Source organism: Pseudomonas azotoformans (assembly GCF_001579805.1).
In the GTDB taxonomy this organism is placed as follows: domain Bacteria; phylum Pseudomonadota; class Gammaproteobacteria; order Pseudomonadales; family Pseudomonadaceae; genus Aquipseudomonas; species Aquipseudomonas azotoformans_A.
Window position 1 is genome coordinate 675,840 of the sequence record NZ_CP014546.1, and the last position, 20,854, is coordinate 696,693.

21 protein-coding genes are annotated in these 20,854 nt (G+C 61.5%); 6 read left to right on the forward strand and 15 right to left on the reverse strand.

Annotated features, from left to right (window positions below):
• Positions 1-5: 5 nt before the first annotated feature.
• Both AYR47_RS03130 and AYR47_RS03135 read right to left on the reverse strand, forming a co-directional pair.
• Positions 6-767, reverse strand: coding sequence for a YdcF family protein (locus AYR47_RS03130; RefSeq protein ID WP_033896447.1), 762 nt, complete (start codon positions 765-767; stop codon positions 6-8).
• Positions 768-881: 114 nt separating this feature from the next.
• Positions 882-1,199, reverse strand: coding sequence for a hypothetical protein (locus AYR47_RS03135; protein WP_033896446.1), 318 nt, complete (start codon positions 1,197-1,199; stop codon positions 882-884).
• A 261-nt stretch (positions 1,200-1,460) separates the two neighbouring features.
• Here AYR47_RS03135 and leuS point away from each other — a divergent pair, with 261 nt between their 5' ends.
• The 5 genes from leuS (at position 1,461) to AYR47_RS03160 (ending at position 7,474) form a co-directional block, all read left to right on the forward strand.
• Complete coding sequence (leuS, locus tag AYR47_RS03140; RefSeq protein WP_061434300.1) at positions 1,461-4,067, forward strand: leucine--tRNA ligase; 2,607 nt, start codon at positions 1,461-1,463, stop codon at positions 4,065-4,067.
• A gap of 88 nt (positions 4,068-4,155) precedes the next feature.
• Positions 4,156-4,761, forward strand: coding sequence for an LPS-assembly lipoprotein LptE (locus AYR47_RS03145; RefSeq protein WP_033896444.1), 606 nt, complete (start codon positions 4,156-4,158; stop codon positions 4,759-4,761).
• A gap of 39 nt (positions 4,762-4,800) precedes the next feature.
• A complete protein-coding gene (gene holA, locus AYR47_RS03150; RefSeq protein WP_033896443.1) occupies positions 4,801-5,838 on the forward strand; it encodes a DNA polymerase III subunit delta in 1,038 nt (345 codons plus the stop codon).
• A gap of 84 nt (positions 5,839-5,922) precedes the next feature.
• The gene (gene arfA, locus AYR47_RS03155) at positions 5,923-6,087 is read left to right on the forward strand and encodes an alternative ribosome rescue factor ArfA (protein WP_003176285.1); all 165 of its coding nucleotides are present in this window, start codon (positions 5,923-5,925) and stop codon (positions 6,085-6,087) included.
• Between the two features lie 61 nt (positions 6,088-6,148).
• A complete protein-coding gene (locus tag AYR47_RS03160; protein ID WP_033896442.1) occupies positions 6,149-7,474 on the forward strand; it encodes a lytic murein transglycosylase in 1,326 nt (441 codons plus the stop codon).
• Between the two features lie 43 nt (positions 7,475-7,517).
• On the opposite strand, the gene AYR47_RS03165 is transcribed toward AYR47_RS03160, so the two are convergent.
• From AYR47_RS03165 to AYR47_RS03225, 13 genes are all read right to left on the reverse strand, one after another.
• Positions 7,518-8,435 (reverse strand): S66 peptidase family protein, encoded by a 918-nt coding sequence (locus AYR47_RS03165; RefSeq protein WP_033896441.1) that lies wholly within the window; start codon positions 8,433-8,435, stop codon positions 7,518-7,520.
• Between the two features lie 155 nt (positions 8,436-8,590).
• Complete coding sequence (gene lipA / locus AYR47_RS03170; protein WP_017735632.1) at positions 8,591-9,592, reverse strand: lipoyl synthase; 1,002 nt, start codon at positions 9,590-9,592, stop codon at positions 8,591-8,593.
• A 26-nt stretch (positions 9,593-9,618) separates the two neighbouring features.
• Positions 9,619-10,266: a lipoyl(octanoyl) transferase LipB gene (gene lipB / locus AYR47_RS03175; protein ID WP_033896440.1), complete on the reverse strand. Its 648-nt coding sequence runs from the start codon at positions 10,264-10,266 to the stop codon at positions 9,619-9,621.
• Positions 10,266-10,541, reverse strand: a complete 276-nt coding sequence (locus AYR47_RS03180) for a DUF493 domain-containing protein (protein WP_010206784.1) — start codon at positions 10,539-10,541, stop codon at positions 10,266-10,268. The genes lipB and AYR47_RS03180 overlap by 1 nt, the downstream gene beginning before the upstream one ends.
• Before the next feature lie 84 nt (positions 10,542-10,625).
• On the reverse strand, positions 10,626-11,783 hold the full coding sequence (locus tag AYR47_RS03185; protein ID WP_033896439.1) for a D-alanyl-D-alanine carboxypeptidase family protein: 1,158 nt from the start codon (positions 11,781-11,783) through the stop codon (positions 10,626-10,628).
• Between the two features lie 180 nt (positions 11,784-11,963).
• Positions 11,964-12,962, reverse strand: coding sequence for a septal ring lytic transglycosylase RlpA family protein (locus AYR47_RS03190; RefSeq protein WP_033896438.1), 999 nt, complete (start codon positions 12,960-12,962; stop codon positions 11,964-11,966).
• Positions 12,962-13,972, reverse strand: coding sequence for a lytic murein transglycosylase B (gene mltB / locus AYR47_RS03195; protein WP_010206788.1), 1,011 nt, complete (start codon positions 13,970-13,972; stop codon positions 12,962-12,964). Before mltB ends, AYR47_RS03190 begins: the two co-directional genes overlap by 1 nt.
• A gap of 17 nt (positions 13,973-13,989) precedes the next feature.
• Positions 13,990-15,093 (reverse strand): rod shape-determining protein RodA, encoded by a 1,104-nt coding sequence (gene rodA, locus AYR47_RS03200; protein WP_017735626.1) that lies wholly within the window; start codon positions 15,091-15,093, stop codon positions 13,990-13,992.
• Between the two features lie 31 nt (positions 15,094-15,124).
• Complete coding sequence (mrdA, locus tag AYR47_RS03205; RefSeq protein ID WP_033896437.1) at positions 15,125-17,023, reverse strand: penicillin-binding protein 2; 1,899 nt, start codon at positions 17,021-17,023, stop codon at positions 15,125-15,127.
• Between the two features lie 15 nt (positions 17,024-17,038).
• A complete protein-coding gene (gene rlmH, locus AYR47_RS03210) occupies positions 17,039-17,506 on the reverse strand; it encodes a 23S rRNA (pseudouridine(1915)-N(3))-methyltransferase RlmH (protein WP_003176297.1) in 468 nt (155 codons plus the stop codon).
• A 9-nt stretch (positions 17,507-17,515) separates the two neighbouring features.
• Positions 17,516-18,010, reverse strand: a complete 495-nt coding sequence (rsfS, locus tag AYR47_RS03215; protein WP_003237041.1) for a ribosome silencing factor — start codon at positions 18,008-18,010, stop codon at positions 17,516-17,518.
• Between the two features lie 69 nt (positions 18,011-18,079).
• The gene (gene nadD / locus AYR47_RS03220) at positions 18,080-18,724 is read right to left on the reverse strand and encodes a nicotinate-nucleotide adenylyltransferase (RefSeq protein WP_033896435.1); all 645 of its coding nucleotides are present in this window, start codon (positions 18,722-18,724) and stop codon (positions 18,080-18,082) included.
• Complete coding sequence (locus AYR47_RS03225; RefSeq protein WP_033896434.1) at positions 18,724-19,989, reverse strand: glutamate-5-semialdehyde dehydrogenase; 1,266 nt, start codon at positions 19,987-19,989, stop codon at positions 18,724-18,726. The genes nadD and AYR47_RS03225 overlap by 1 nt, the downstream gene beginning before the upstream one ends.
• A 175-nt stretch (positions 19,990-20,164) precedes the next feature.
• Here AYR47_RS03225 and AYR47_RS03230 point away from each other — a divergent pair, with 175 nt between their 5' ends.
• On the forward strand, positions 20,165-20,848 hold the full coding sequence (locus AYR47_RS03230; protein WP_033896433.1) for a DNA-3-methyladenine glycosylase: 684 nt from the start codon (positions 20,165-20,167) through the stop codon (positions 20,846-20,848).
• The last annotated feature ends 6 nt before the right edge of the window (positions 20,849-20,854 follow it).

The window sequence follows — 20,854 nt, forward strand, 5'->3', positions numbered from 1 at the left end:
CGGGGTTATCGGTAGAACAGCCGGTAACCCAACTGCCCCACGGCTTCATTGATCAACTGCCCACTCTGCCAGATCGATTTGAATTCCGGCATCCAGCCGCCCAATGGCCGGGCGTTGTCCACACCGAGGAAACCGACCGGTCCTGGCACCACGGTGAAGCCTGCCTTCTCAAAGCTCCACACCGAACGCGGCATGTGCCAGGCCTGGGTCACCACCACCACGCGTTTAATGCCCTCCGGCAATAGAATCTCGGCACTCATCTGCGCATTTTCCCAAGTGGTACGGCTGCGCTCTTCCTTCCAGCGCACCGCTACGCCGAAGTCATCCTGCATCGACACCGCCATCAACTCCGCTTCGCTGGGCGGCGTGCCGTAATGCAGGCCGCCGGTAGTCAGCACCGGCAGCCCGGAAGCCTTGGCCAGTCGTGCGGCATAGCGCTGGCGTTCCAGGCCGATCCCGGTGGGCTGGTCGGTGCCCCAGGCCGGGTCACCGCGCTCGCGTCCGGAACCCAGTACCACAATGGCGTCAGCGCGCTGGGCCAAGGTCGACCAGTCTTCCCGGGCCAATGGCGGTTCGGTTTCCAGGGCCCGAGCGCCCCACTCCACCATGACTGGCAAGCTGATCAGCCACATGCCCCCAAAACCCAGGGTAAAGCAGCACGCCGCCAAACGCGGGCGACTACGGCGAAACCACCAGGCAAGCGCCAGCAACAACAATAGAATGCCGGGCGGCAGAAGCAGTTGTTTGATGAAATAACGAATAGGCATCGGGCATCTCCATAGATGCCCGAAGCCTAAGGTGTAACGGGGTTTAGCGACAATCTTTACGGTGACATGCTTACAGTGAAACGGCGTGGTGAAGCCGTTCAGGGGGGCAATGAATTACTTGTAGCGGGCGGACCGGAGCTTTTCCGGGCCACGACCGGCCGACAAGTCCTTGAGCCACACCACCTTGGCTGAATGCGTAGGCTCCTTGATTGGCGGGGTTGCCACCCAAGGAGTCGCACTGCGCCCATTCCTTTCCAGATACGCCTTGATCAGTTCCAGCTCCGCGCGACTCAGACCGCGCAGTTCCAACTCCACAGGCCGTTCATCACGCAATCGGCCCGCTGTCCTCGCTGCATCCAATGCACGACCCAAGCGGTCGATCAGTCCTTCGTAGACATCCGGTTTCGATACGATTCTTTGCGATTCAACCATCCCCTCACCTCATTGAAGAAAGACTTGCTCCCCAATAAACAGCGTAGTCCTCGTGGCCGGGCACGCCTGGCGCCGCGACAGACGGCCCTGCCTGCGCAATCAGGGTTTCCCTCGATAGAGTGGGGTCATGTATGCTACGACGCTTCCTGTAACTCCACTTCCCGCAGGGTTTGGGCACGGACGCGCCGCTTTTTGGTGTCGATCAACCTGAACGTTGCACCGAAGAGGATTAGGCCACCCCTATTCAGTTCAAAAGTAGCCATGCACGAACAATATCAGCCCCGTGAAATAGAAAATGCCGCCCAAACCTTCTGGGACGAGCAAAAGTCCTTTGAAGTCAGTGAACAGCCAGGCAAGGAGACTTACTACTGCCTATCGATGTTCCCTTACCCCAGCGGCAAGCTACACATGGGGCACGTGCGTAACTACACCATCGGCGACGTGATTTCCCGCTACCAGCGCATGCAAGGCAAGAACGTCCTGCAACCCATGGGTTGGGACGCCTTCGGCATGCCGGCGGAAAACGCCGCGATGAAAAACAACGTGGCTCCCGCCAAGTGGACCTACGAAAACATCGCCTACATGAAGTCCCAGCTGCGCAGCCTGGGCCTGGCGGTGGACTGGTCCCGCGAAGTGACCACTTGCAAGCCGGACTACTACCGCTGGGAACAATGGCTGTTCACGCGCCTGTTCGAAAAAGGCGTGATCTACAAGAAGAGCGGCACCGTGAACTGGGACCCGCTGGACCAGACCGTACTGGCCAACGAGCAAGTGATCGACGGTCGCGGCTGGCGTTCCGGCGCGCTGATCGAAAAGCGCGAAATCCCGATGTACTACTTCAAGATCACCGCCTACGCGGATGAACTCTTGTCGAGCCTCGACGACCTGCCGGGCTGGCCTGAACAGGTCAAGACCATGCAACGCAACTGGATCGGCAAATCCAAGGGCATGGAAGTGCAGTTCCCTTACAACGTCGACTCGATCGGCGAAGCGGGCGCGCTCAAAGTCTTCACTACCCGTCCGGACACTTTAATGGGAGCGACTTACGTCGCCGTGGCCGCCGAGCACCCGCTGGCTACCCAGGCCGCCCAGAACAACCCAGAGCTGCAGGCGTTCATCGCTGAATGCAAAGGCGGCAGCGTGGCCGAAGCCGACGTCGCCACCCAAGAGAAAAAAGGTCTGCCAACTGGCCTGTTTGTCGAGCACCCTCTGACCGGCGAGAAGCTGCCGGTATGGGTCGCCAACTACGTGCTGATGCACTACGGCGATGGTGCCGTAATGGCTGTGCCAGCTCACGACGAGCGCGATTTCGAGTTCGCCACCAAATACAGCCTGCCGATCAAATCCGTGGTGCGCACCAGCTCGGGCGATACCAACCCGGCCCCGTGGCAAGACGCCTACGGCGAGCACGGTGAATTGATCAATTCCGGCGAGTTCGACGGCCTGGACTTCCAGGGCGCTTTCGATGCGATCGAAGTTGCACTGATCAAGAAGAACCTGGGCGCCTCGCGCACTCAGTTCCGCCTGCGCGACTGGGGCATCAGCCGCCAGCGCTACTGGGGCTGCCCGATCCCGATCATCCACTGCGAAAGCTGTGGCGACGTGCCAGTACCGGAAGACCAACTGCCGGTGGTCCTGCCGGAAGATGTGGTGCCGGACGGCGCCGGTTCGCCATTGGCGCGCATGCCTGAGTTCTACGAGTGCAGCTGCCCGAAATGCGGCCAGCCTGCCAAGCGTGAAACCGACACCATGGACACCTTCGTCGAGTCCTCCTGGTACTACGCCCGCTACGCCTCGCCGCACTACGAGGGCGGCCTGGTGGAAAAATCCGCAGCCGACCACTGGTTGCCGGTGGATCAATACATCGGCGGTATCGAACACGCCATTCTTCACCTGCTGTACGCGCGTTTCTTCCACAAGCTGATGCGTGACGAAGGCCTGGTGAGCTCCGATGAGCCGTTCAAGAACCTGCTGACCCAGGGCATGGTGGTCGCCGAGACTTACTATCGCCGCGAAGCCAACGGTGCCTACACCTGGTTCAACCCGGCTGACGTGGAGCTTGAGCGCGACAGCAAAGCCAAGGTCATCAGCGCCAAGCTGATCGCCGACGGCCTGCCGGTGGAAATCGGTGGCACCGAGAAGATGGCCAAGTCGAAGAACAACGGCGTTGACCCACAGTCGATGATCGACCAGTTCGGCGCCGACACTTGCCGCCTGTTCATGATGTTCGCCTCGCCGCCTGACATGAGCGCCGAATGGTCCGACTCCGGCGTCGAAGGTTCGCACCGTTTCCTCAAGCGCGTCTGGCGCCTGTCGCATGCCCATATCAGCCAGGGCCTGCCGGGCAAGCTGGACGTGGCCGCCTTGAGCGACGAGCAGAAACTGATTCGCCGCAGCACCCACCTGGCCATCAAGCAAGCCAGCCAGGACGTGGGCCAGAACCACAAGTTCAACACCGCCATCGCCCAGGTGATGACGCTGATGAACGTGCTGGAAAAGGCGCCACAAGCCACCGAACAGGATCGCGCATTGGTACAGGAAGGCCTGGAAACGGTCACCCTGCTGCTGGCGCCGATCACGCCGCACATCAGCCACGACCTGTGGAACCGTTTGGGCCACAGCGATGCCGTCATCGACGCACGCTGGCCGGTGCAGGATGACAGCGCCCTGGTACAGGACACGCTGCAACTGGTGATCCAGGTCAACGGTAAACTGCGTGGCCAGATCGACATGCCGGCCACCGCCAGCCGCGAAGATGTCGAGGCGGCTGCCCGCGCCAACGAAAACGTGCTGCGCTTTACCGAAGGCCTGACGATCCGCAAAGTGATCGTGGTGCCTGGCAAACTGGTCAATATCGTCGCTAGCTAATCGGATCGGGCGCAGGGTTCGCACCCTGCGCCGAACAAAGCCTTCAGGGCCTCGATAAGGCCCACATGGTTTCAAGGGGAGCAACACAATGATCAAACGCAATTTGCTGGTGATGGGCCTTGCCGTACTGCTGAGCGCTTGCGGCTTCCAGCTGCGCGGCACCGGCACCAACGAACTGGCGATCAAGGAACTGGACGTCAGTGCCCGCGACGCCTACAGCGAAACCGTGACCCAGCTGCGCCAGGTCCTGGAAAACAGCGGCGTTCACGTCTACACCGGCGCGACCTATAAGCTGTTCCTGGCCAATGAAAAAGAAAACCAGCGCAACCTGAGCTACGCCAGTGCTGGCCGCGCGTCCGATATCGAATTGAGCACGGTACTCAGCTTCGAAATCCAGGGCCGTGACCACCTGCCATTGATGGGTGACAACATCCAGGTACAGAAAATCGTCAGCCACGACGGCAACAACCTGGTGGGTTCGGACTCCGAAATCATCCAGGTACGCAAGGAAATGCGTCGCGAACTGGTACAGCGCATGGTACTGCGTCTGTCGATGATCACTCCGGAGCAACTGGAGACCTTGCAGCAACAGGCTGACAACAAGGCCAAGGCTGACGCCGACGCGCTGAAAGCCGCCAAGGAGTACGAAGACAACACGCCGAAGCAATCGCCTGTTGAAGTCCCTGTCGAGTAAGCCAGACGGGGCGCCCCAAGCGCCCCGTTCGCCCTGCCTATGAAACTCGCTCCCGCCCAACTCGCCAAACACCTGCAAGGTGGCCTTGCGCCTGTCTATATCGTCAGCGGCGATGACCCGTTGCTGTGCCAGGAAGCCGCCGACGCCATCCGCACCGCTGCACGCCAGCAAGGCTTTGACGAACGCCAGGTGTTCAGCGCCGACGCCAGTTTCGACTGGGGCACGCTGCTGCAAGCCGGCGCGAGCATGTCGCTGTTTGCCGAAAAGCGCCTGCTGGAACTGCGCCTGCCTTCGGGCAAGCCTGGGGACAAAGGCGCCGCCGCCCTGATGGAATACTGCTCACGCCCCGCCGAAGACACGGTGTTGTTGATCAGCCTGCCCAAGCTTGACGGCAGTGCGCAGAAAACCAAGTGGGGCAAGGCCCTGGTGGAAGGGGCGCAAACCCAGTTCATCCAGATCTGGCCAGTGGACAGCAACCAGTTGCCGCAGTGGATTCGCCAGCGCCTGTCCCAATCGGGGCTGTCGGCAACCCAGGACGCGGTGGAGCTGATCGCCGCCCGGGTCGAAGGCAACTTGCTGGCCGCAGCCCAGGAGATCGAAAAGCTCAAGCTGATGGCCGAAGACGGGCAGATTACCGTCGAGACCGTCCAAGGTGCCGTGGCCGATAGCGCGCGCTTTGATGTGTTCGGGCTGGTGGACGCGATCCTCAATGGCGAACCCGCCCACGCCCTGCGCATGCTCGAAGGCCTGCGCGGCGAAGGCGTGGAACCACCGGTCATTCTCTGGGCCCTGGCCCGGGAGTTGCGAGTCCTGGCTAATATTGCGCTGCAATACAGCCAGGGCACGCCGTTGGACAAATGCTTCAGCCAGGCCCGACCACCGGTGTGGGACAAGCGCAAACCGCTGATGAGCAAAGCCCTGCAACGGCACTCGGCGCAACGCTGGGCGCAGCTCTTGCTGGAAGCGCAGCGCATTGACGCGCAGATCAAGGGCCAGGCGGCCGGTTCGCCGTGGATGAGCCTGAGCCGTTTGTCGCTGTTGATGGCCGGCCAGCGCCTGACACTGCCGGCAGAATAGTCCTACCTCTCGAAGGGCTTTACAGCGGCGCAACATCGGCAGATGATTTGCACCGCTTCATCCCACCTACCGAGAGTAACGACCATGAGTAAAAAGCCATCCAAGCATGGCCCCAACAAGGCCAAATCCATCATCGCCCAGCCACTGTTCCGCAGCCGTCAAGAACGCGCCGGCAAGGGCAAAGGCAGCTACCGCCGCGAAGCCTTCCAGTCTAATAGCTGGGAGGCTTCTTACTTTCTGGCTGCCTGAAGGCAAGCCCCCCTCTGGCATGATAAGGTCTGCACCTGATTTGTAATCCCTGGACCTGTGCATGCCCTCTAGTCTTTCCCGTCGTTGGCACCTTCGCCAATTGATCGCTGCCTCCAGCCTCATTCTGCTCGTCGCCTGCGCGGAAAAACCCACCGCCGCCGACGCTCAACCCCTGCCCAAGCTCCAGACCGCCCCTGTGGTAGCGCCCGCTGTCGTGGCCCCGCTGGCTGTGGACAATCTGGATATCCAACCGACCCAGACCTTCGCCGAATGGCAGGCGGGTTTCCGTGTGCAAGCCCTGCAGGCCGGCATCACTGCCGCCGTGTTCGACAACGCGTTCGCCAACGTCACCCCGGACATGGCGGTCATCCGCGCGGACCGCAGCCAGCCGGAGTTTTCCCGCCCAGTGTGGGAATACCTCGACGGGGCCCTCTCGCCCCTGCGCGTGCGTAATGGCCAGGCGCTGTTGATCAAGTACGCCGACATCCTGCAGAGCATCGAACAACGTTATGGCGTCGACCGCCAGGCATTGGTGTCGGTATGGGGCATGGAGAGCAACTTCGGCCAGTTCCAGGGCAATAACTCGGTGATCCGCTCACTCGCGACCCTGGCTTACGAAGGGCGTCGCCCGGCATTCGCCCAGGCGCAATTGCTGGCCGCGTTGCAGATCATCCAGCACGGCGACATCCAGGCCGACCAGATGAAAGGCTCCTGGGCGGGCGCCATGGGCCAGACCCAGTTTATCCCGACCACCTACAACACCCACGCCGTGGACTTCGATGGCGACGGTCGCCGCGATATCTGGAACAGCCCGGCCGACGCCCTCGCCTCCACCGCGCACTACCTGCAAAGCTCCGGCTGGCAGAAAGGCCAGCCGTGGGGTTTCGAGGTGAAACAACTGCCGGCGAACTTTGATTACGCCCTGGCCGATGGCGGTGTACGCAAGACGGTTGCCGAGTGGATGAAACTCGGTATCCAGTTGCCCTTTGGTGCAAGCATGCCGCCAAATGTCGACCAACTGTCCGCCGCCCTGCTATTGCCGGCCGGTTACCGTGGCCCGGCGTTCCTGGTGCTGGATAACTTCCGCGCGATCCTCAAATACAACAACTCATCGTCCTACGCACTGGCGGTCGGCTTGTTGTCGGAACGCTTCGGTGGTGGTGGCGTGATTCGTGGCGATTGGCCGAAGGATGAGCTGCCATTGAGCCGCTCGCAGCGCATCGACTTGCAGACGGCCTTGAGCGCCAATGGCTACGACGCGGGTAACCCGGACGGGATTATCGGCGCCAATACGCGCAAGGCGATTCGTGCGGCGCAGCAAGCGCTGGGCTGGCCGGCGGATGGGTATCCGACGGTGAAGTTGCTGGAGTCGCTGCAGAACCGCTGACGCAAAACTTTTGTTGGAGCCGGAAAGCCGGCTCCAACAAAGTTCAGCGGATGACCACATCCTGCTCCAACACCAACCGCTGCTCCCCCGCATCCAACCGCACCAACGCGCCCATCGGCAGCGTCAGGTTCGGATCGCAATGCCCACTGCGCCAGCCGGACAACACCGGAATGCGCAACGGTTCGAAGGTCTGCTTGAGCAGCCGCTCCAGCGCAACGCCCTCCACGCCCGCCACATCCCCCACCAGTACGCCGGCAACCTGCGCCAGCTTGCCGGCCAAACGCAGGTGCGTCAGCAGGCGGTCGATGCGGTAGATCGGCTCGTTGACGTCTTCGATCAGCAGAATGATGCCTTCAGCGTCGATCTCAAAAGGAGTGCCCATGACCGCCGCGATCATCGACAGGTTGCCACCCAACAGGCGCCCACAGGCGATGCCAGGCTCAATGGTGGTCAGCGGATAGGCTGCCGGGTGCGCGAGCACGCTCCCGGTACCTAGTTGACCGCGTAGCATGCTGAACAATGAAGACTCGGTAGGTTGTTGCTTGTCACCCAACAGGTCAGCGTTGAGCATCGGACCGTGGAAGGTCACAAAACCGGCATAGCGGCTGATGGCCAGGTGCAACGCGGTGATGTCGCTGTAGCCTACGAAGGGCTTGGGGTTGGCACGCAGCAGGTCGAAGTCCAGGCTATCGAGCAGGCGTGGCGTGCCGTAACCGCCGCGCAGGCAGAAAATGGCGTCGATGTCAGGGTTGGCAAAGGCGTTGTGCAGGTCGTTGAGACGGGTTTTATCGCTACCGGCAAGGTAGCCGTCGCGCTCATAGACGCCGGGGAAGATTCGCAGGTCGTAGCCGCGAGCGCGCATCCATTGACCGGCTTTTTCCACGTCCAGGGTGGCGGGGCCGGCGGGGGCGATCAGGGCGATGGTGCCTTCGGATCGCAAGGCAGGTACGGCGATGCTCATCCACAACTCTCCTTGGCTGACGCGGAACTAAATGTGGGAGCGGGCTTGCTCGCGAATACGGAGTGTCAGTCAACTAATCAGGTGACTGAAACACCGCCTTCGCGAGCAAGCCCGCTCCCACACAAGCCCGCATGCACGTTCAATTTCGGTACGGTTTACGAAACCAGGCTCGCCTTGACCAGCTTGGCCTGCTCGTCCGCATGGTACGAAGAGCGTACCAACGGGCCCGACGCCACGTTCTTGAAGCCCATCTTGTAACCTTCCTCGGCGAACCAGGCGAAGGTGTCCGGGTGCACGAAACGCTGCACCGGCAAGTGGCTGCGGGACGGTTGCAGGTATTGGCCCAGGGTCAGCATATCGATGTCGTGTTCGCGCATGCGCTTCATGACTTCGATCACTTCCTCGTCGGTCTCCCCCAGGCCCAGCATCAGGCCGGATTTGGTCGGGATGTGCGGCATCATCTGCTTGAATTTCTGCAGCAGGGTCAGCGACCACTGGTAGTCCGAACCCGGACGTGCGGCCTTGTACAGGCGCGGCACGGTTTCCAGGTTGTGGTTGAACACATCCGGCGGCTCGGCGGCGGTGATTTCCAGCGCCACGTCCATGCGGCCACGGTAGTCCGGCACCAGGGTTTCGAGCATCACGTTCGGCGACAGCTTGCGGATCTCGCGGATGCAGTCGGCAAAGTGCTGGGCGCCGCCGTCACGCAAGTCGTCGCGGTCTACCGAGGTGATCACCACGTACTTGAGGCGCAGGTCGGCGATGGCGATGGCCAGGCTTTCCGGCTCGTTGACGTCAAGCGGCTTCGGACGGCCGTGGCCGACGTCGCAGAACGGGCAACGACGGGTGCAAATGTCACCCATGATCATGAAGGTCGCAGTGCCGCCGGAGAAGCACTCGCCCAGGTTCGGGCAGGACGCTTCTTCGCACACGCTGTGCAGCTTGTGTTTGCGCAGCAGCGCCTTGATACGGTCGACTTCCGGCGAAACCGGGATGCGCACGCGGATCCAGTCGGGTTTCTTCGGCAGTTCGGTGGTCGGAATGATCTTCACCGGGATGCGTGCAACCTTCTCGGCGCCGCGCAGCTTGACGCCGGCTTCCACCTTGGCACGCGGGGCCGGGGCCGGACGGTCGGTAACGTCCACCGTCGGGATCATGGTTTGCACTGCATCAGTAGTCATAATCAGTCGATTCCGCCCGTAAGGGTCGTCTGCTCAGCATAGTCGAGGTGTTTGACGAGCTGCGCACGCAGCCGGGCACTCACCTCGGCAAATTTAATCGGTGAAGCATGGTCACTCAGTTGCGTCATCGCCAACCCGGCATAGCCACACGGGTTGATCCGCCGGAACGGGGCCAGGTCCATGTCCACATTCAGGGCCAGGCCATGAAAGGAACAACCATGGCGAATCCGCAGCCCCAGGGAAGCGATTTTCGCGCCGTCGACGTACACACCCGGTGCATCGGGCTTGGCCGCGGCGGTCACGCCGTAACTGGCCAACAGCTCGATCAGGCAAGCCTCCATGCGGCTGACGAGGTCACGCACGCCAAACCCCAGCTTGCGCACGTCCAGCAACAGGTATGCGACAAGTTGTCCGGGGCCATGGTAAGTCACTTGGCCACCTCGGTCGACCTGCACCACCGGAATATCCCCCGGCAGCAACAGATGCTCGGCTTTGCCGGCCTGGCCCTGGGTGAAGACCGGCGGGTGTTCCACCAGCCAGATTTCATCGGGGGCCGACGTGCCGCGTTCATTGGTGAACCGCTGCATGGCGTGCCAGACGGGCTCATAGTCCATCCGGCCGAGCTCGCGAAAGCCCAGGATTTGAGACATCACAACACCATGTGCACGAAGCCGGTGGCCCGCAGTTCGCTGTTGATGTTGTAGAGCTGGTCTTGATCAATCGCAACGATGTGCAACTGGATCGTGGTGTATTTGCCGGTCGAGCTGGATCGCTCGTCCACGCGCTGGTCGTTGATCGTTGCGTGCTTGCGCACGATCTCGAGGATCAGGTCTTTACGGCCGACACCGGTATCGCTGATCACCTTGATGGGATAGTCCACCACCGGGAATTCGATCTTTGGCGCCTTTACTTCTTTATCGGTCATGGCGTAACGGCCTCGTAAGCGTAAGCCGTGGCGACGGGCAAAGCCCCGCGTCGGATCAACACGGGGCTTTGCAGGTGCACACTATCAGTTGAACAAGCTGTAGAAGAATAGACGGATGCTATCCCAGACGCGGCGGAAGATACCACCTTCGTCGACGGCGTCCAGCGCGATCAGGTCGGCGCTGTGCACCACCTTGTCGTCCAGCTTCACTTCGACCTTGCCGATCACATCACCCTTGGCGATTGGAGCAACCAATTGCGGGTTCATGGTCATGCTGGCCGCGAGCTTTTTCAGCTGGCCTTTAGGCATGGTCAGGGTCAGGTCTTCGGCCAGGCCGGCCTTGACCTGGGAGGTCGCGCCTTTCCACACCGGCGCGGTCGCCAGTTCAGCACCCTTCTGGTAGAAGGTCTGGGTTTCGAAGAAGCGGAAACCGTAGGTCAGCAGTTTTTGCGTCTCGGCCGCACGGGCCTGCTCGCTGTTGGTGCCGAAGACCACGGCGATCAGGCGTTGGCCGTCACGCACAGCAGACGACACCATGCAGTAGCCGGCTTCGTCGGTGTGGCCGGTTTTCAGACCGTCGACGGTCTTGTCGCGCCACAGCAGCAGGTTGCGGTTAGGCTGCTTGATGTTGTTCCAGAAGAATTCCTTCTGGGAGTAGATCGCGTAGTGCACCGGGTCAACGCGGATGATCGCGCGTGCCAGGATCGCCATGTCGTGAGCCGACGAGTAGTGCTCTGGGTTCGGCAGACCGGTCGGGTTCATGAAGTGGCTGTTGGTCATGCCCAGGTCGGCCACGGTTTTGTTCATCATGTCGGCGAACGCGTCTTCGCTGCCGGCGATGTGCTCGGACAGGGCGACACTGGCGTCGTTACCCGACTGGATGATGATGCCGTGCAGCAGGTCGCTCACAGTGACTTGCGAGCCGACCTTGATGAACATCCGCGAACCGCCGGTACGCCAGGCGTTTTCGCTGACGGTGACCGGGTCGTTTTCGCCGATCTGGCCGCGACGGATTTCCAGGGTCGCGATGTAGGCGGTCATCAGTTTGGTCAGGCTGGCCGGCGGCAGGCGCTGGTCACCGTTGCTCTCGACCAGCACGTTGCCACTGGCGGCATCCATGAGGACCCAGGACTTGGCGGCCAGTTGCGGGGAAGCCGGCACCATTTCAACGGCCCAGGCGGCCGGGGTGATGATCAGCGAAAGAAGCAGGCACGTGCGTTTGGCTAAGGTGGTGATGTTCATCCGTCTCTCGAAATTGCTTATGGAAACTTGCCCTCGCGGGCAAAACTTATTCAGACAGCCCGTTGCCAGACTGTCGCGTGTTCGGTTGCCCGCTCACCCCTTGCCCCTGGGTTTTTATTGTTCAACGAGCCAACAACCAGGGTTCGAGCCCGCGCACGAGCCTGAACCATCAATTCTCTATTATTCGGCAGTGACCACGCTGGGTTGCCCCAGGTTGGCCATGCGTACGCTGTTCTGTACTTGTGCCACTTCGCTCGGCGAGCCGATCGGGCCCATGCGCACACGGTGCAATGTCTGCTGGTTACGCACGATGGAGCTGATGAACACCGGCGCGTTGACCATGCCACTGAGCTTGGACCTTAACAGTTCTGCCGCATCCGGGTTGGCGAAAGCGCCGACCTGCAGGTATTGCCCGCCGGCCATCGAAGCGCCAGGCGCGGCATGGGGCACGACCACCGTGTCAGGCGCGTGCTGTGCCGGTGGCGGCGTCCACTGCTCGATCTTGCCGGTAGAGGCGGTCACTTGCGGCTGTTGGGTTTGCGGCTCGTTGAGCATCAACGGCGCGGGTTTGCCACGCTGGGCCCAGTACTGCGCCGGGTCGATACCTTCGACCTTCACACGTGCGGTGCCGGTTTCGGCGTAACCGAGTTTCTTCGCGGCAGCGTAGGACAAGTCGATGATGCGGTCCGAGTAGAACGGGCCACGGTCGTTCACACGCAGGATCACTGTGCGGTTGTTGTCCAGGTTGGTCACACGGACATAGCTGGGCAGCGGCAAGGTCTTGTGCGCGGCGCTCATGCCGTACAGGTCATACACTTCGCCGTTGGCGGTGTTCTGGCCGTGGAATTTGGTGCCATACCAGGACGCCGTGCCCGACTGCACGTAGGTCTTGGATTCCTGCAGCGGGAAGTAGCTCTTGCCCAGCACGGTATAGGGGTTGGCCTTGTATGGACCGGTGTGCAGGGTCGGCGTGGCATCCGGGATCTTCGACACGTCGACGTCCCACCACGGCGCGCCGTCTTTGTGTGCGCGGTTGATGTCCAGGCCCGGCTGGGAACGGACGACCGCCCCCCCCGACTTCTGCGCCGGGCCACGGCTGGTGGAGCAACTGACGACCAGCAGGGACAACGCGGCGAACGCCACCAGCTTGAGCGGTTGATTGAACGGCGATGCCCGCATTACTTGTTGCCCCGTGCTTGGACCAGCATGTCTGACAGCTGATGCACGGCCATGGCGTACATCACACTGCGGTTATAACGCGTGATTGCGTAGAAATTCTTCAGGCCCATCCAGTATTCCGGGCCGTTTTCGCCTTCAAGGCGGAACGCCGTGACTGGCATATCGTCCGGCAGCGCATTCTGACTCGACCAGCCCAGCGCCCGCAACTCCCCGACCGTCTTGGCCGGCTCAATGCCCTGGGTCAGGCCTTCATCGGCGCGGTCACCGGTGACATCGGCGCGGATTACCACCGGTTCGCCGGCTACCCAGCCGTGGCGCTTGAAATAGCTGGCCACGCTGCCAATAGCATCGTCGGGGTTGCTCCAGATATTGATATGCCCGTCGCCGTCAAAGTCCACTGCATAAGCGCGGAAGCTGCTCGGCATGAACTGCGGCAAGCCCATCGCTCCGGCGTAGGAGCCTTTGAGTGTCAGCGGGTCGACCTGCTCTTCGCGGGCCAGCAGCAGGAATTCGCGCAGCTCCTTGCGGAAGAAGTCAGCACGTGGCGGGTAATCGAAGCCCAGGGTCGACAAGGCGTCGATCACCCGATAACTGCCGGTATTGCGCCCGTAAAAGGTTTCGATGCCAATGATCGAGACGATCACCTGGGCCGGTACGCCGTATTCCTGTTCGGCACGGGCCAGTACCGCTTCGTGCTGGCGCCAGAAGTCCACACCCCGTGCCACGCGGGCGTCGGTGAGGAACATCGGGCGGTATTCCTTCCACTGCTTCACCCGTTCGGCAGGGCGGGAGATGGCGTCGAGGATCGCCTGCTTTTTCTGGGCTTCGCGAAACACACCCATCAGCTGTTCACCGGCGAAACCATAGTCGCGGGTCATTTCACCGACAAACTCGGCGACCTGGGGTGAACCATCGTAGTCACCGGCCTGCGCCTCTTGCGTTGCGCCCAGCAGGCCAATCAGGCCCATCCAGGACGCGTGCCGAGTCGCCCAGCCGCGCATTACTTGCATTGACATCTTCACCTTATTCAAACCTGCGCGATCCATTTGCGATGCGTATGGATCGACATCAAAACCCCAAACGCTGACAGCAATGTCACCAGCGAAGTTCCGCCGTAGCTAATGAACGGCAACGGCACCCCCACCACCGGCAACAGGCCACTGACCATACCGATGTTGACGAAAACGTAAACAAAAAAAGTCATGGTCAAGGCACCGGCCAGCAATTTGCCGAACAGTGTCTGCGCTTGCGCAGTGATCACCAGGCCGCGACCAATCAACAACAAATAGATCAGCAACAGCGCGCAAATGCCCACCAGACCGAACTCTTCGCCCATTACTGCAATGATGAAGTCGGTGTGACTCTCGGGCAAAAAGTCCAGATGCGACTGGGTGCCCAGTAACCAACCCTTACCAAATACTCCGCCGGAACCGATGGCGGCCTTCGACTGGATGATGTTCCAGCCGGTCCCCAGCGGGTCGCTTTCCGGGTCAAGGAAGGTAAGGATCCGTTGCTTCTGGTAGTCGTGCATAAAGAAGAACCACATGGCGACCGCCACGGGCACGGCGGCGGCCAGTACGCTGAGGATCCAGCGCCAGCGCAGACCGCCCATGAACAGCACGAACGCACCGCCCGCCAGGATCAGCAGCGAGGTGCCGAGGTCCGGCTGGCGCACGATCAGGATGAAGGGAATGCCGATCAGAATCAGGCTGACGCCCACGTGTTTGAGTTGCGGCGGCAAGGTGCGCTTGGACAAATACCAGGCGATGGTCGCCGGCATCAGGATCTTCATGAATTCCGACGGCTGGAAGCGAATCACCCCCGGAATGTTGATCCAGCGGGTCGCGCCCATGGCGTTGTGGCCCATCACGTCCACCACCACCAGCAGCAATACGCCTGCCACATAGCCCAAGGGCACCCACCGCGCCATGAAGCGTGGCTCAAGCTGAGCGATCACCACCATCGACAACAAGCCCAGGCCGAACGACGAGGCCTGCTTGATCAGCAGGTCCCAGTTTTTGCCGCTGGCCGAATACAGGACGAACAGGCTGCCGGCCGCCAGGGTCAGCAGCAGGATCAGCAACGGGCCATCAATGTGCATGCGTTGCAGCAACGTCGCACGGCGACGCATCACATCTTCGCTGGAGAGGATGCGGTCAAAATTACTCTTCACGGGCCGTAACCTCAGTGCTTGAAGGGGGGCCGCCATATTCAGGCTTGAGCCTGCCGTCGTCGGCCAACAGCCAAGCGTCCATCACTTGGCGCACCACCGGCGCCGCGACGCCGGAGCCGGACTCGCCGTTCTCGACCATCACCGCGACCACGATTTTCGGGTCATCCGCCGGCGCGAAGCCAACAAACAAGGCGTGGTCTCGGTGGCGTTCCTGGACCTTGGTGCGGTCGTATTTCTCGCCCTGCTTGATCGCCACGACCTGGGCGGTACCGCTCTTGCCGGCAATACGGTACTGCGCGCCAACGGCTGCCTTGCGCGCGGTACCACGGGCGCCGTGCATCACCTGTTGCATACCGTGATTGACCTTGGTCCAGTCCGACGCGTCGCGCAGCACAATGTCGGGGATCGGGTTGTCGTCCACCGGTTTTTCACCTTCGATGGTCTTGGCCAGGTGCGGACGGTTCCAGATGCCTTTGTTGGCCACCAGCGCCGTGGCCTGGGCCAGTTGCAGCGGTGTGGCCTGCATATAGCCTTGGCCGATGCCGAGAATCAGGGTTTCACCCGGGAACCACGCCTGGCGACGGGTCGCGCGCTTCCATTCCCGCGACGGCATCAGGCCGGGGGATTCCTCGAACATGTCCAGGGAGACTTTCTGGCCGAGGCCGAACTTGCCCATATAGGTGGACAAGCGGTCGATCCCCAGCTTGTGCGCCAGGTCATAAAAATAGGTGTCGTTGGAGCGCATGATCGCGGTGTCCAGGTCGACATAGCCGTCACCGGTGCGGTTCCAGTTACGGTATTTGTGATCGTAGTTGGGCAGCATGTAATAGCCCGGATCGAACACCCGGCTGGAGGCTGTGACCACACCCGCGTCCAACCCCGCAATCGCCACCGCCGGTTTGATCGTCGACCCCGGCGGATACAGGCCGCGCAGTACGCGGTTGAACAGCGGGCGGTCGATGGAATCGCGCAACTCGGCGTAGGCCTTGAAGCTGATGCCGGTCACAAACAGGTTGGGGTCAAAGCTTGGCTGGCTGACCATCGCCAGCACTTCGCCAGTCTTCGGGTCCAGCGCCACCACCGCGCCACGACGCCCCCCCAGGGCCATCTCGGCGGCTTCCTGCAACTTGATGTCCAGGCTCAGGACGATGTCCTTGCCCGGCACCGGGTCGGTACGCTTGAGCACCCGGAGCACGCGGCCACGGGCGTTGGTCTCGACTTCTTCGTAACCGACCTGGCCGTGCAACTCCGGCTCGTAGAAACGCTCGATGCCGGTCTTGCCGATATGGTGGGTACCGCTGTAATTGACCGGATCGAGGGTTTTCAGCTCTTTCTCGTTGATCCGCCCCATGTAGCCGACGGAGTGAGCAAAGTGCGGCCCTTGCGGGTAATGGCGCACCAACTGCGCCACCACTTCCACACCCGGCAAACGGAACTGGTTCACCGCGATCCGTGCGATCTGCTCTTCGGTCAGCTCAAAGAGGATCGGCACCGGCTCGAACGGCCGGCGCCCCTGCTTCATGCGTTTCTCGAAGATCACTCGGTCTTCCGGCGTCAGTTGCAGCACCTCGACGATCACATCGAGGATCTGCTGCCAGTCGCCGGAGCGCTCGCGGGTCATGCTCAGGCTGAAACTGGGCCGGTTATCCGCCACCACCACGCCATTGCGGTCGAAAATCAGCCCACGAGTTGGCGGAATCGGCTGCACATGCACCCGGTTGTTTTCCGACAAGGTGGAGTGATAGTCGTACTGGATCACCTGCAGGAAATACAGGCGCGCGATCAGCACACCCAACAACGCCACCACCATGATTGCGCCAAACACCACGCGAGCGCGTACAAGACGTGCGTCTTTCTCGTGGTCCTTGATGCGGATCGGCTGGGTCATCGGGAGGGGCGCAGACTATTTGTGGTAAGGGTGCCCGGACAGAACTGTCCAGGCGCGATACAGCTGTTCACCGATCAGAATCCGTACCAACGGGTGCGGCAACGTCAGCGCCGACAGCGACCAACGCTGATCCGCCCGCGCACAGACTTCCGGCGCCAACCCTTCGGGGCCGCCGACCATGAAGTTGACCGTACGCGAATCCAGGCGCCAGCGATCCAGCTCCACCGCCAACTGCTCGGTGCTCCAGGGTTTTCCGTGCACTTCCAGGGTGACGATGCGCTCGTTGGGGCCGACCTTGGCCAGCATGGCTTCGCCTTCCTGACGGATAAAGCGCGCCACATCGGCATTCTTGCCCCGGGTGTTAAGCGGTATTTCCACCAGTTCAAGCGACAGCTCAGCGGGCAGACGCTTGGCATACTCGTGCCAGCCTTCTTCCACCCACTTGGGCATGCGTGAACCGACAGCGATCAGACGCAGGCGCACAGCCGTTCCTTATTCCTGGTCTTTGTTCAGCTTGTCGAAGTGCGCGTGGCCCACTTCCGGGCTGTGGTGCTTGCCATCGGCGGCACGGCTCTGCTCGGCGCCTTTCCACAGACGCTCCAGGTCGTAGAACTGACGGGCGTTGGAGGTCATCATGTGAACGATCACGTCGTCCATGTCCAGCAGCACCCAGTCGCTGTCGCCCTTGCCTTCTTCACCCAGTGGCTTGACGCCTTGGGCTTTGACGGCTTCGCGGACCTTGTCCAGCATCGCGCCGATCTGGCGGTTCGAAGTACCGGTGGCGATGATCATGTAGTCGGTGATGCTCTGCTTGTCGCGCACGTCCAGCACCTGGATGTCCTGGGCTTTAACGTCTTCCAGGGCAGCCACGGCGACTTTTACCAGCTCTTCGCCAGCCAGTTCTGGGCCAACGTGGGCTTCTACCGGCAGCGGGGCGCTTTTGAAGGTGCCTTTGCGCTTAACTTTGCTTACGTCTTTGTTCGTCATATAAAACTCGTTTTGCTCGTATGTTCGGGCGCTCGCTGCACGACATTTCGTGCATTCAAGCGCGCCTTTTCAGTTCGACGCACGGTAAAGCCCGTGCGCATCGATGTAGGCCAGGACCGCGTCAGGCACCAGGAAACGTACCGACTTACCGCTGGCCAGCAGTTGACGGATCTGGGTGGCGGACACCGCAAGCGGGGTCTGCCAGACGAATGCAATATTCCCGTTCGGCCCGGTCAGGGCCAAGGGGTCACTTACCGACCGCGCGGCCAGCAGGTTGCGCAAGGCATCCGGCGGTTCGCTGTCGGCATCCGGGCGTTGCAAAACCAGGATGTGGCAATGCTGGAGGAGTTCCTCCCAGCGATGCCAAGAGGGCAGGCCGCAAAATGCGTCCCAGCCCAAAAGCAGAAACAACTGGTCATCTGCGGCCATTTCAGCGCGCATCACTTCCAGGGTATCGACAGTGTAGGACGGTTTGTCACGCTTGAGCTCGTGGTCGTCCACCACCAGCGGCGTTATGCCCTCCACCGCCAGGCGCACCATTTCCAGGCGCTGCTGCGGCGACACTTGCGGCGTATCGCGATGGGGCGGCCGAGCGTTGGGCATCACGCGCAACTCGTCCAGCGCCAGGGCATCCGCGACTTCCAGGGCGCTGCGCAAATGGCCGATGTGCACGGGGTCGAAAGTACCGCCGAGCAACCCGATGCGTTTACCCATCAAGTGCGCACATGACCATCGCCGAACACCACGTACTTCTCGCTGGTCAGGCCTTCCAGGCCAACCGGGCCACGGGCGTGGAGCTTGTCGGTGGAAATACCGATCTCCGCCCCCAGGCCATACTCGAAGCCGTCGGCAAACCGCGTCGAGGCGTTGACCATCACCGAAGCGGAATCCACTTCATTGAGGAAGCGCCGGGCATCGCTGAAATGCTCGGAGACAATGGCGTCGGTGTGCTTGGAGCCGTAGGTGTTGATGTGTTCGATGGCTTCGTCCAGGTCGTCGACCAGCTTGATCGACAGGATCGGCGCCGTGTATTCGGTGTACCAATCCAGCTCGGTCGCCTCGATCACGTCCGCGCCCAATAGCGCACGGGTACGCTCGCAACCACGTAGCTCAACCCCTTTGTCCCGGTAGATGGCAGCCAGCGGCGGCAGCACGCGCTCGGCAATGCCTGCGTGCACCAGCAGGGTTTCCATGGTGTTGCACGGGGCGTAACGGTGGGTCTTGGCGTTGTCGGCGATGCGGATCGCCTTGTCGATGTCGGCGGCGATGTCGATATAGACATGGCACACGCCGTCCAGGTGCTTGATCACTGGCACCTTGGCATCACGGCTGACGCGCTCGATCAGGCTCTTGCCACCGCGCGGCACGATCACGTCGACGAATTCCGGCATGGTGATCAACGCGCCAACAGCGGCGCGGTCGGTAGTTTCCACCACTTGCACCACTTCGGCGGGCAACTCGGCCACGGCCAGGCCCTGCTGGATGCACGCGGCGATGGCGCGGTTGGAATTGATCGCCTCGGAACCGCCACGCAGGATGGTGGCATTGCCGGACTTGAGGCACAGGCTCGCGGCGTCGATGGTCACGTTCGGGCGCGACTCATAAATGATACCGATCACGCCCAGGGGCACGCGCATCTTGCCGACCTGGATGCCGGACGGCAGATAACGCATATCGCGGATTTCACCGATGGGGTCAGGCAGCTTGGCTACCTGACGCAGGCCTTCGATCATGTCGTCGATACGTGCCGGGGTCAGCGCCAGGCGGTCCAGCAGGGCCGGTTCCAGGCCATTGGCGCGGCCGTTGGCCAGGTCTTGCTCGTTGGCGGCAGTGAGCTCGGAGCGCGAAGCATCCAGAGCGTCGGCGGCGGCCAGCAGGGCGCGGTTCTTCTGCGCGGTGCTCGCACGGGCGATCAACCGCGAGGCCTGACGGGCAGCGCGACCCAGGCGGGTCATGTAGTCAAGAACGGACTCAGTCATGGTCAGGGAGTCTTGGCAGGGAGGAAAGCGGCAGATTATAGCTGTGACGCCGCTCGACTGACAGCGGTGAGGGGCGGATGGTCGAAATGAACTGTAAAAACCTGGGGTTCAGCGGTAATTAAGGTGGGAGTTGTTATGATTCCGTCACATTTAGCCGTATTTACCCCTGACTGCCATGCCCAGCTCATCGCCCCAACTCCCCGCCAGCGCCCTGCCCGACAGCTTCTTCGACCGTGACGCGCAAATTCTTGCGCAGGCATTGCTCGGAAAAATCATCCGTCATCGCGTGGGAAAAATCTGGCTTTCGGCGCGAATTATTGAAACCGAAGCCTATTACGTGGCCGAAAAAGGCAGCCATGCGTCGTTGGGCTACACAGAAAAGCGTAAGGCTTTGTTTCTGGATGGTGGCCATATCTACATGTATTACGCCCGTGGCGGCGACTCGCTGAACTTCAGCGCCCATGGGCCGGGCAATGCCGTGTTGATCAAATCGGCCTATCCGTGGGTCGATGAATTATCCGGCCCGGCGAGCCTGGCGCAAATGCTGTTGAACAACCCGAATGCCGACGGCAGCCCACGCGCCTCGCAGAAACTCTGCGCCGGCCAGACCCTGCTGTGCAAAGCCCTGGGGTTGAAGGTGCCGATGTGGGACGCCAAGCGTTTCGATCAGGAACGGCTCTACGTTGAAGACGTGGGCCAAACCCCGACCCAGATCATCCAGACCACCCGCCTGGGCATTCCCAGCGGGCGTGATGAACACCTGATGTACCGCTTCGTCGATGCGGGCTACGCGCCTTATTGCACGCGGAACCCCTTGCGCCGGGGCCAGGTCGAAGGCCGCGATTATTTTTTGATTTGAGCAGGG

Coding starts and splice junctions, on each gene's coding strand:
- AYR47_RS03185 (WP_033896439.1), bottom strand. CDS start 11,783: ATGAACATCACCACCTTAGCCAAACGCACGTGCCTGCTTCTTTCGCTG.
- AYR47_RS03160 (WP_033896442.1), top strand. CDS start 6,149: ATGCCCTCTAGTCTTTCCCGTCGTTGGCACCTTCGCCAATTGATCGCT.
- nadD (WP_033896435.1), bottom strand. CDS start 18,724: ATGGGTAAACGCATCGGGTTGCTCGGCGGTACTTTCGACCCCGTGCAC.
- AYR47_RS03165 (WP_033896441.1), bottom strand. CDS start 8,435: ATGAGCATCGCCGTACCTGCCTTGCGATCCGAAGGCACCATCGCCCTG.
- AYR47_RS03145 (WP_033896444.1), top strand. CDS start 4,156: ATGATCAAACGCAATTTGCTGGTGATGGGCCTTGCCGTACTGCTGAGC.
- lipB (WP_033896440.1), bottom strand. CDS start 10,266: ATGTCTCAAATCCTGGGCTTTCGCGAGCTCGGCCGGATGGACTATGAG.
- rodA (WP_017735626.1), bottom strand. CDS start 15,093: ATGCGTCGCCGTGCGACGTTGCTGCAACGCATGCACATTGATGGCCCG.
- AYR47_RS03135 (WP_033896446.1), bottom strand. CDS start 1,199: ATGGTTGAATCGCAAAGAATCGTATCGAAACCGGATGTCTACGAAGGA.
- AYR47_RS03190 (WP_033896438.1), bottom strand. CDS start 12,962: ATGCGGGCATCGCCGTTCAATCAACCGCTCAAGCTGGTGGCGTTCGCC.
- AYR47_RS03225 (WP_033896434.1), bottom strand. CDS start 19,989: ATGACTGAGTCCGTTCTTGACTACATGACCCGCCTGGGTCGCGCTGCC.
- AYR47_RS03130 (WP_033896447.1), bottom strand. CDS start 767: ATGCCTATTCGTTATTTCATCAAACAACTGCTTCTGCCGCCCGGCATT.
- AYR47_RS03230 (WP_033896433.1), top strand. CDS start 20,165: ATGCCCAGCTCATCGCCCCAACTCCCCGCCAGCGCCCTGCCCGACAGC.
- AYR47_RS03180 (WP_010206784.1), bottom strand. CDS start 10,541: ATGACCGATAAAGAAGTAAAGGCGCCAAAGATCGAATTCCCGGTGGTG.
- lipA (WP_017735632.1), bottom strand. CDS start 9,592: ATGATCCCGACGGTGGACGTTACCGACCGTCCGGCCCCGGCCCCGCGT.
- arfA (WP_003176285.1), top strand. CDS start 5,923: ATGAGTAAAAAGCCATCCAAGCATGGCCCCAACAAGGCCAAATCCATC.
- rsfS (WP_003237041.1), bottom strand. CDS start 18,010: ATGACGAACAAAGACGTAAGCAAAGTTAAGCGCAAAGGCACCTTCAAA.
- mrdA (WP_033896437.1), bottom strand. CDS start 17,023: ATGACCCAGCCGATCCGCATCAAGGACCACGAGAAAGACGCACGTCTT.
- mltB (WP_010206788.1), bottom strand. CDS start 13,972: ATGCAAGTAATGCGCGGCTGGGCGACTCGGCACGCGTCCTGGATGGGC.
- holA (WP_033896443.1), top strand. CDS start 4,801: ATGAAACTCGCTCCCGCCCAACTCGCCAAACACCTGCAAGGTGGCCTT.
- leuS (WP_061434300.1), top strand. CDS start 1,461: ATGCACGAACAATATCAGCCCCGTGAAATAGAAAATGCCGCCCAAACC.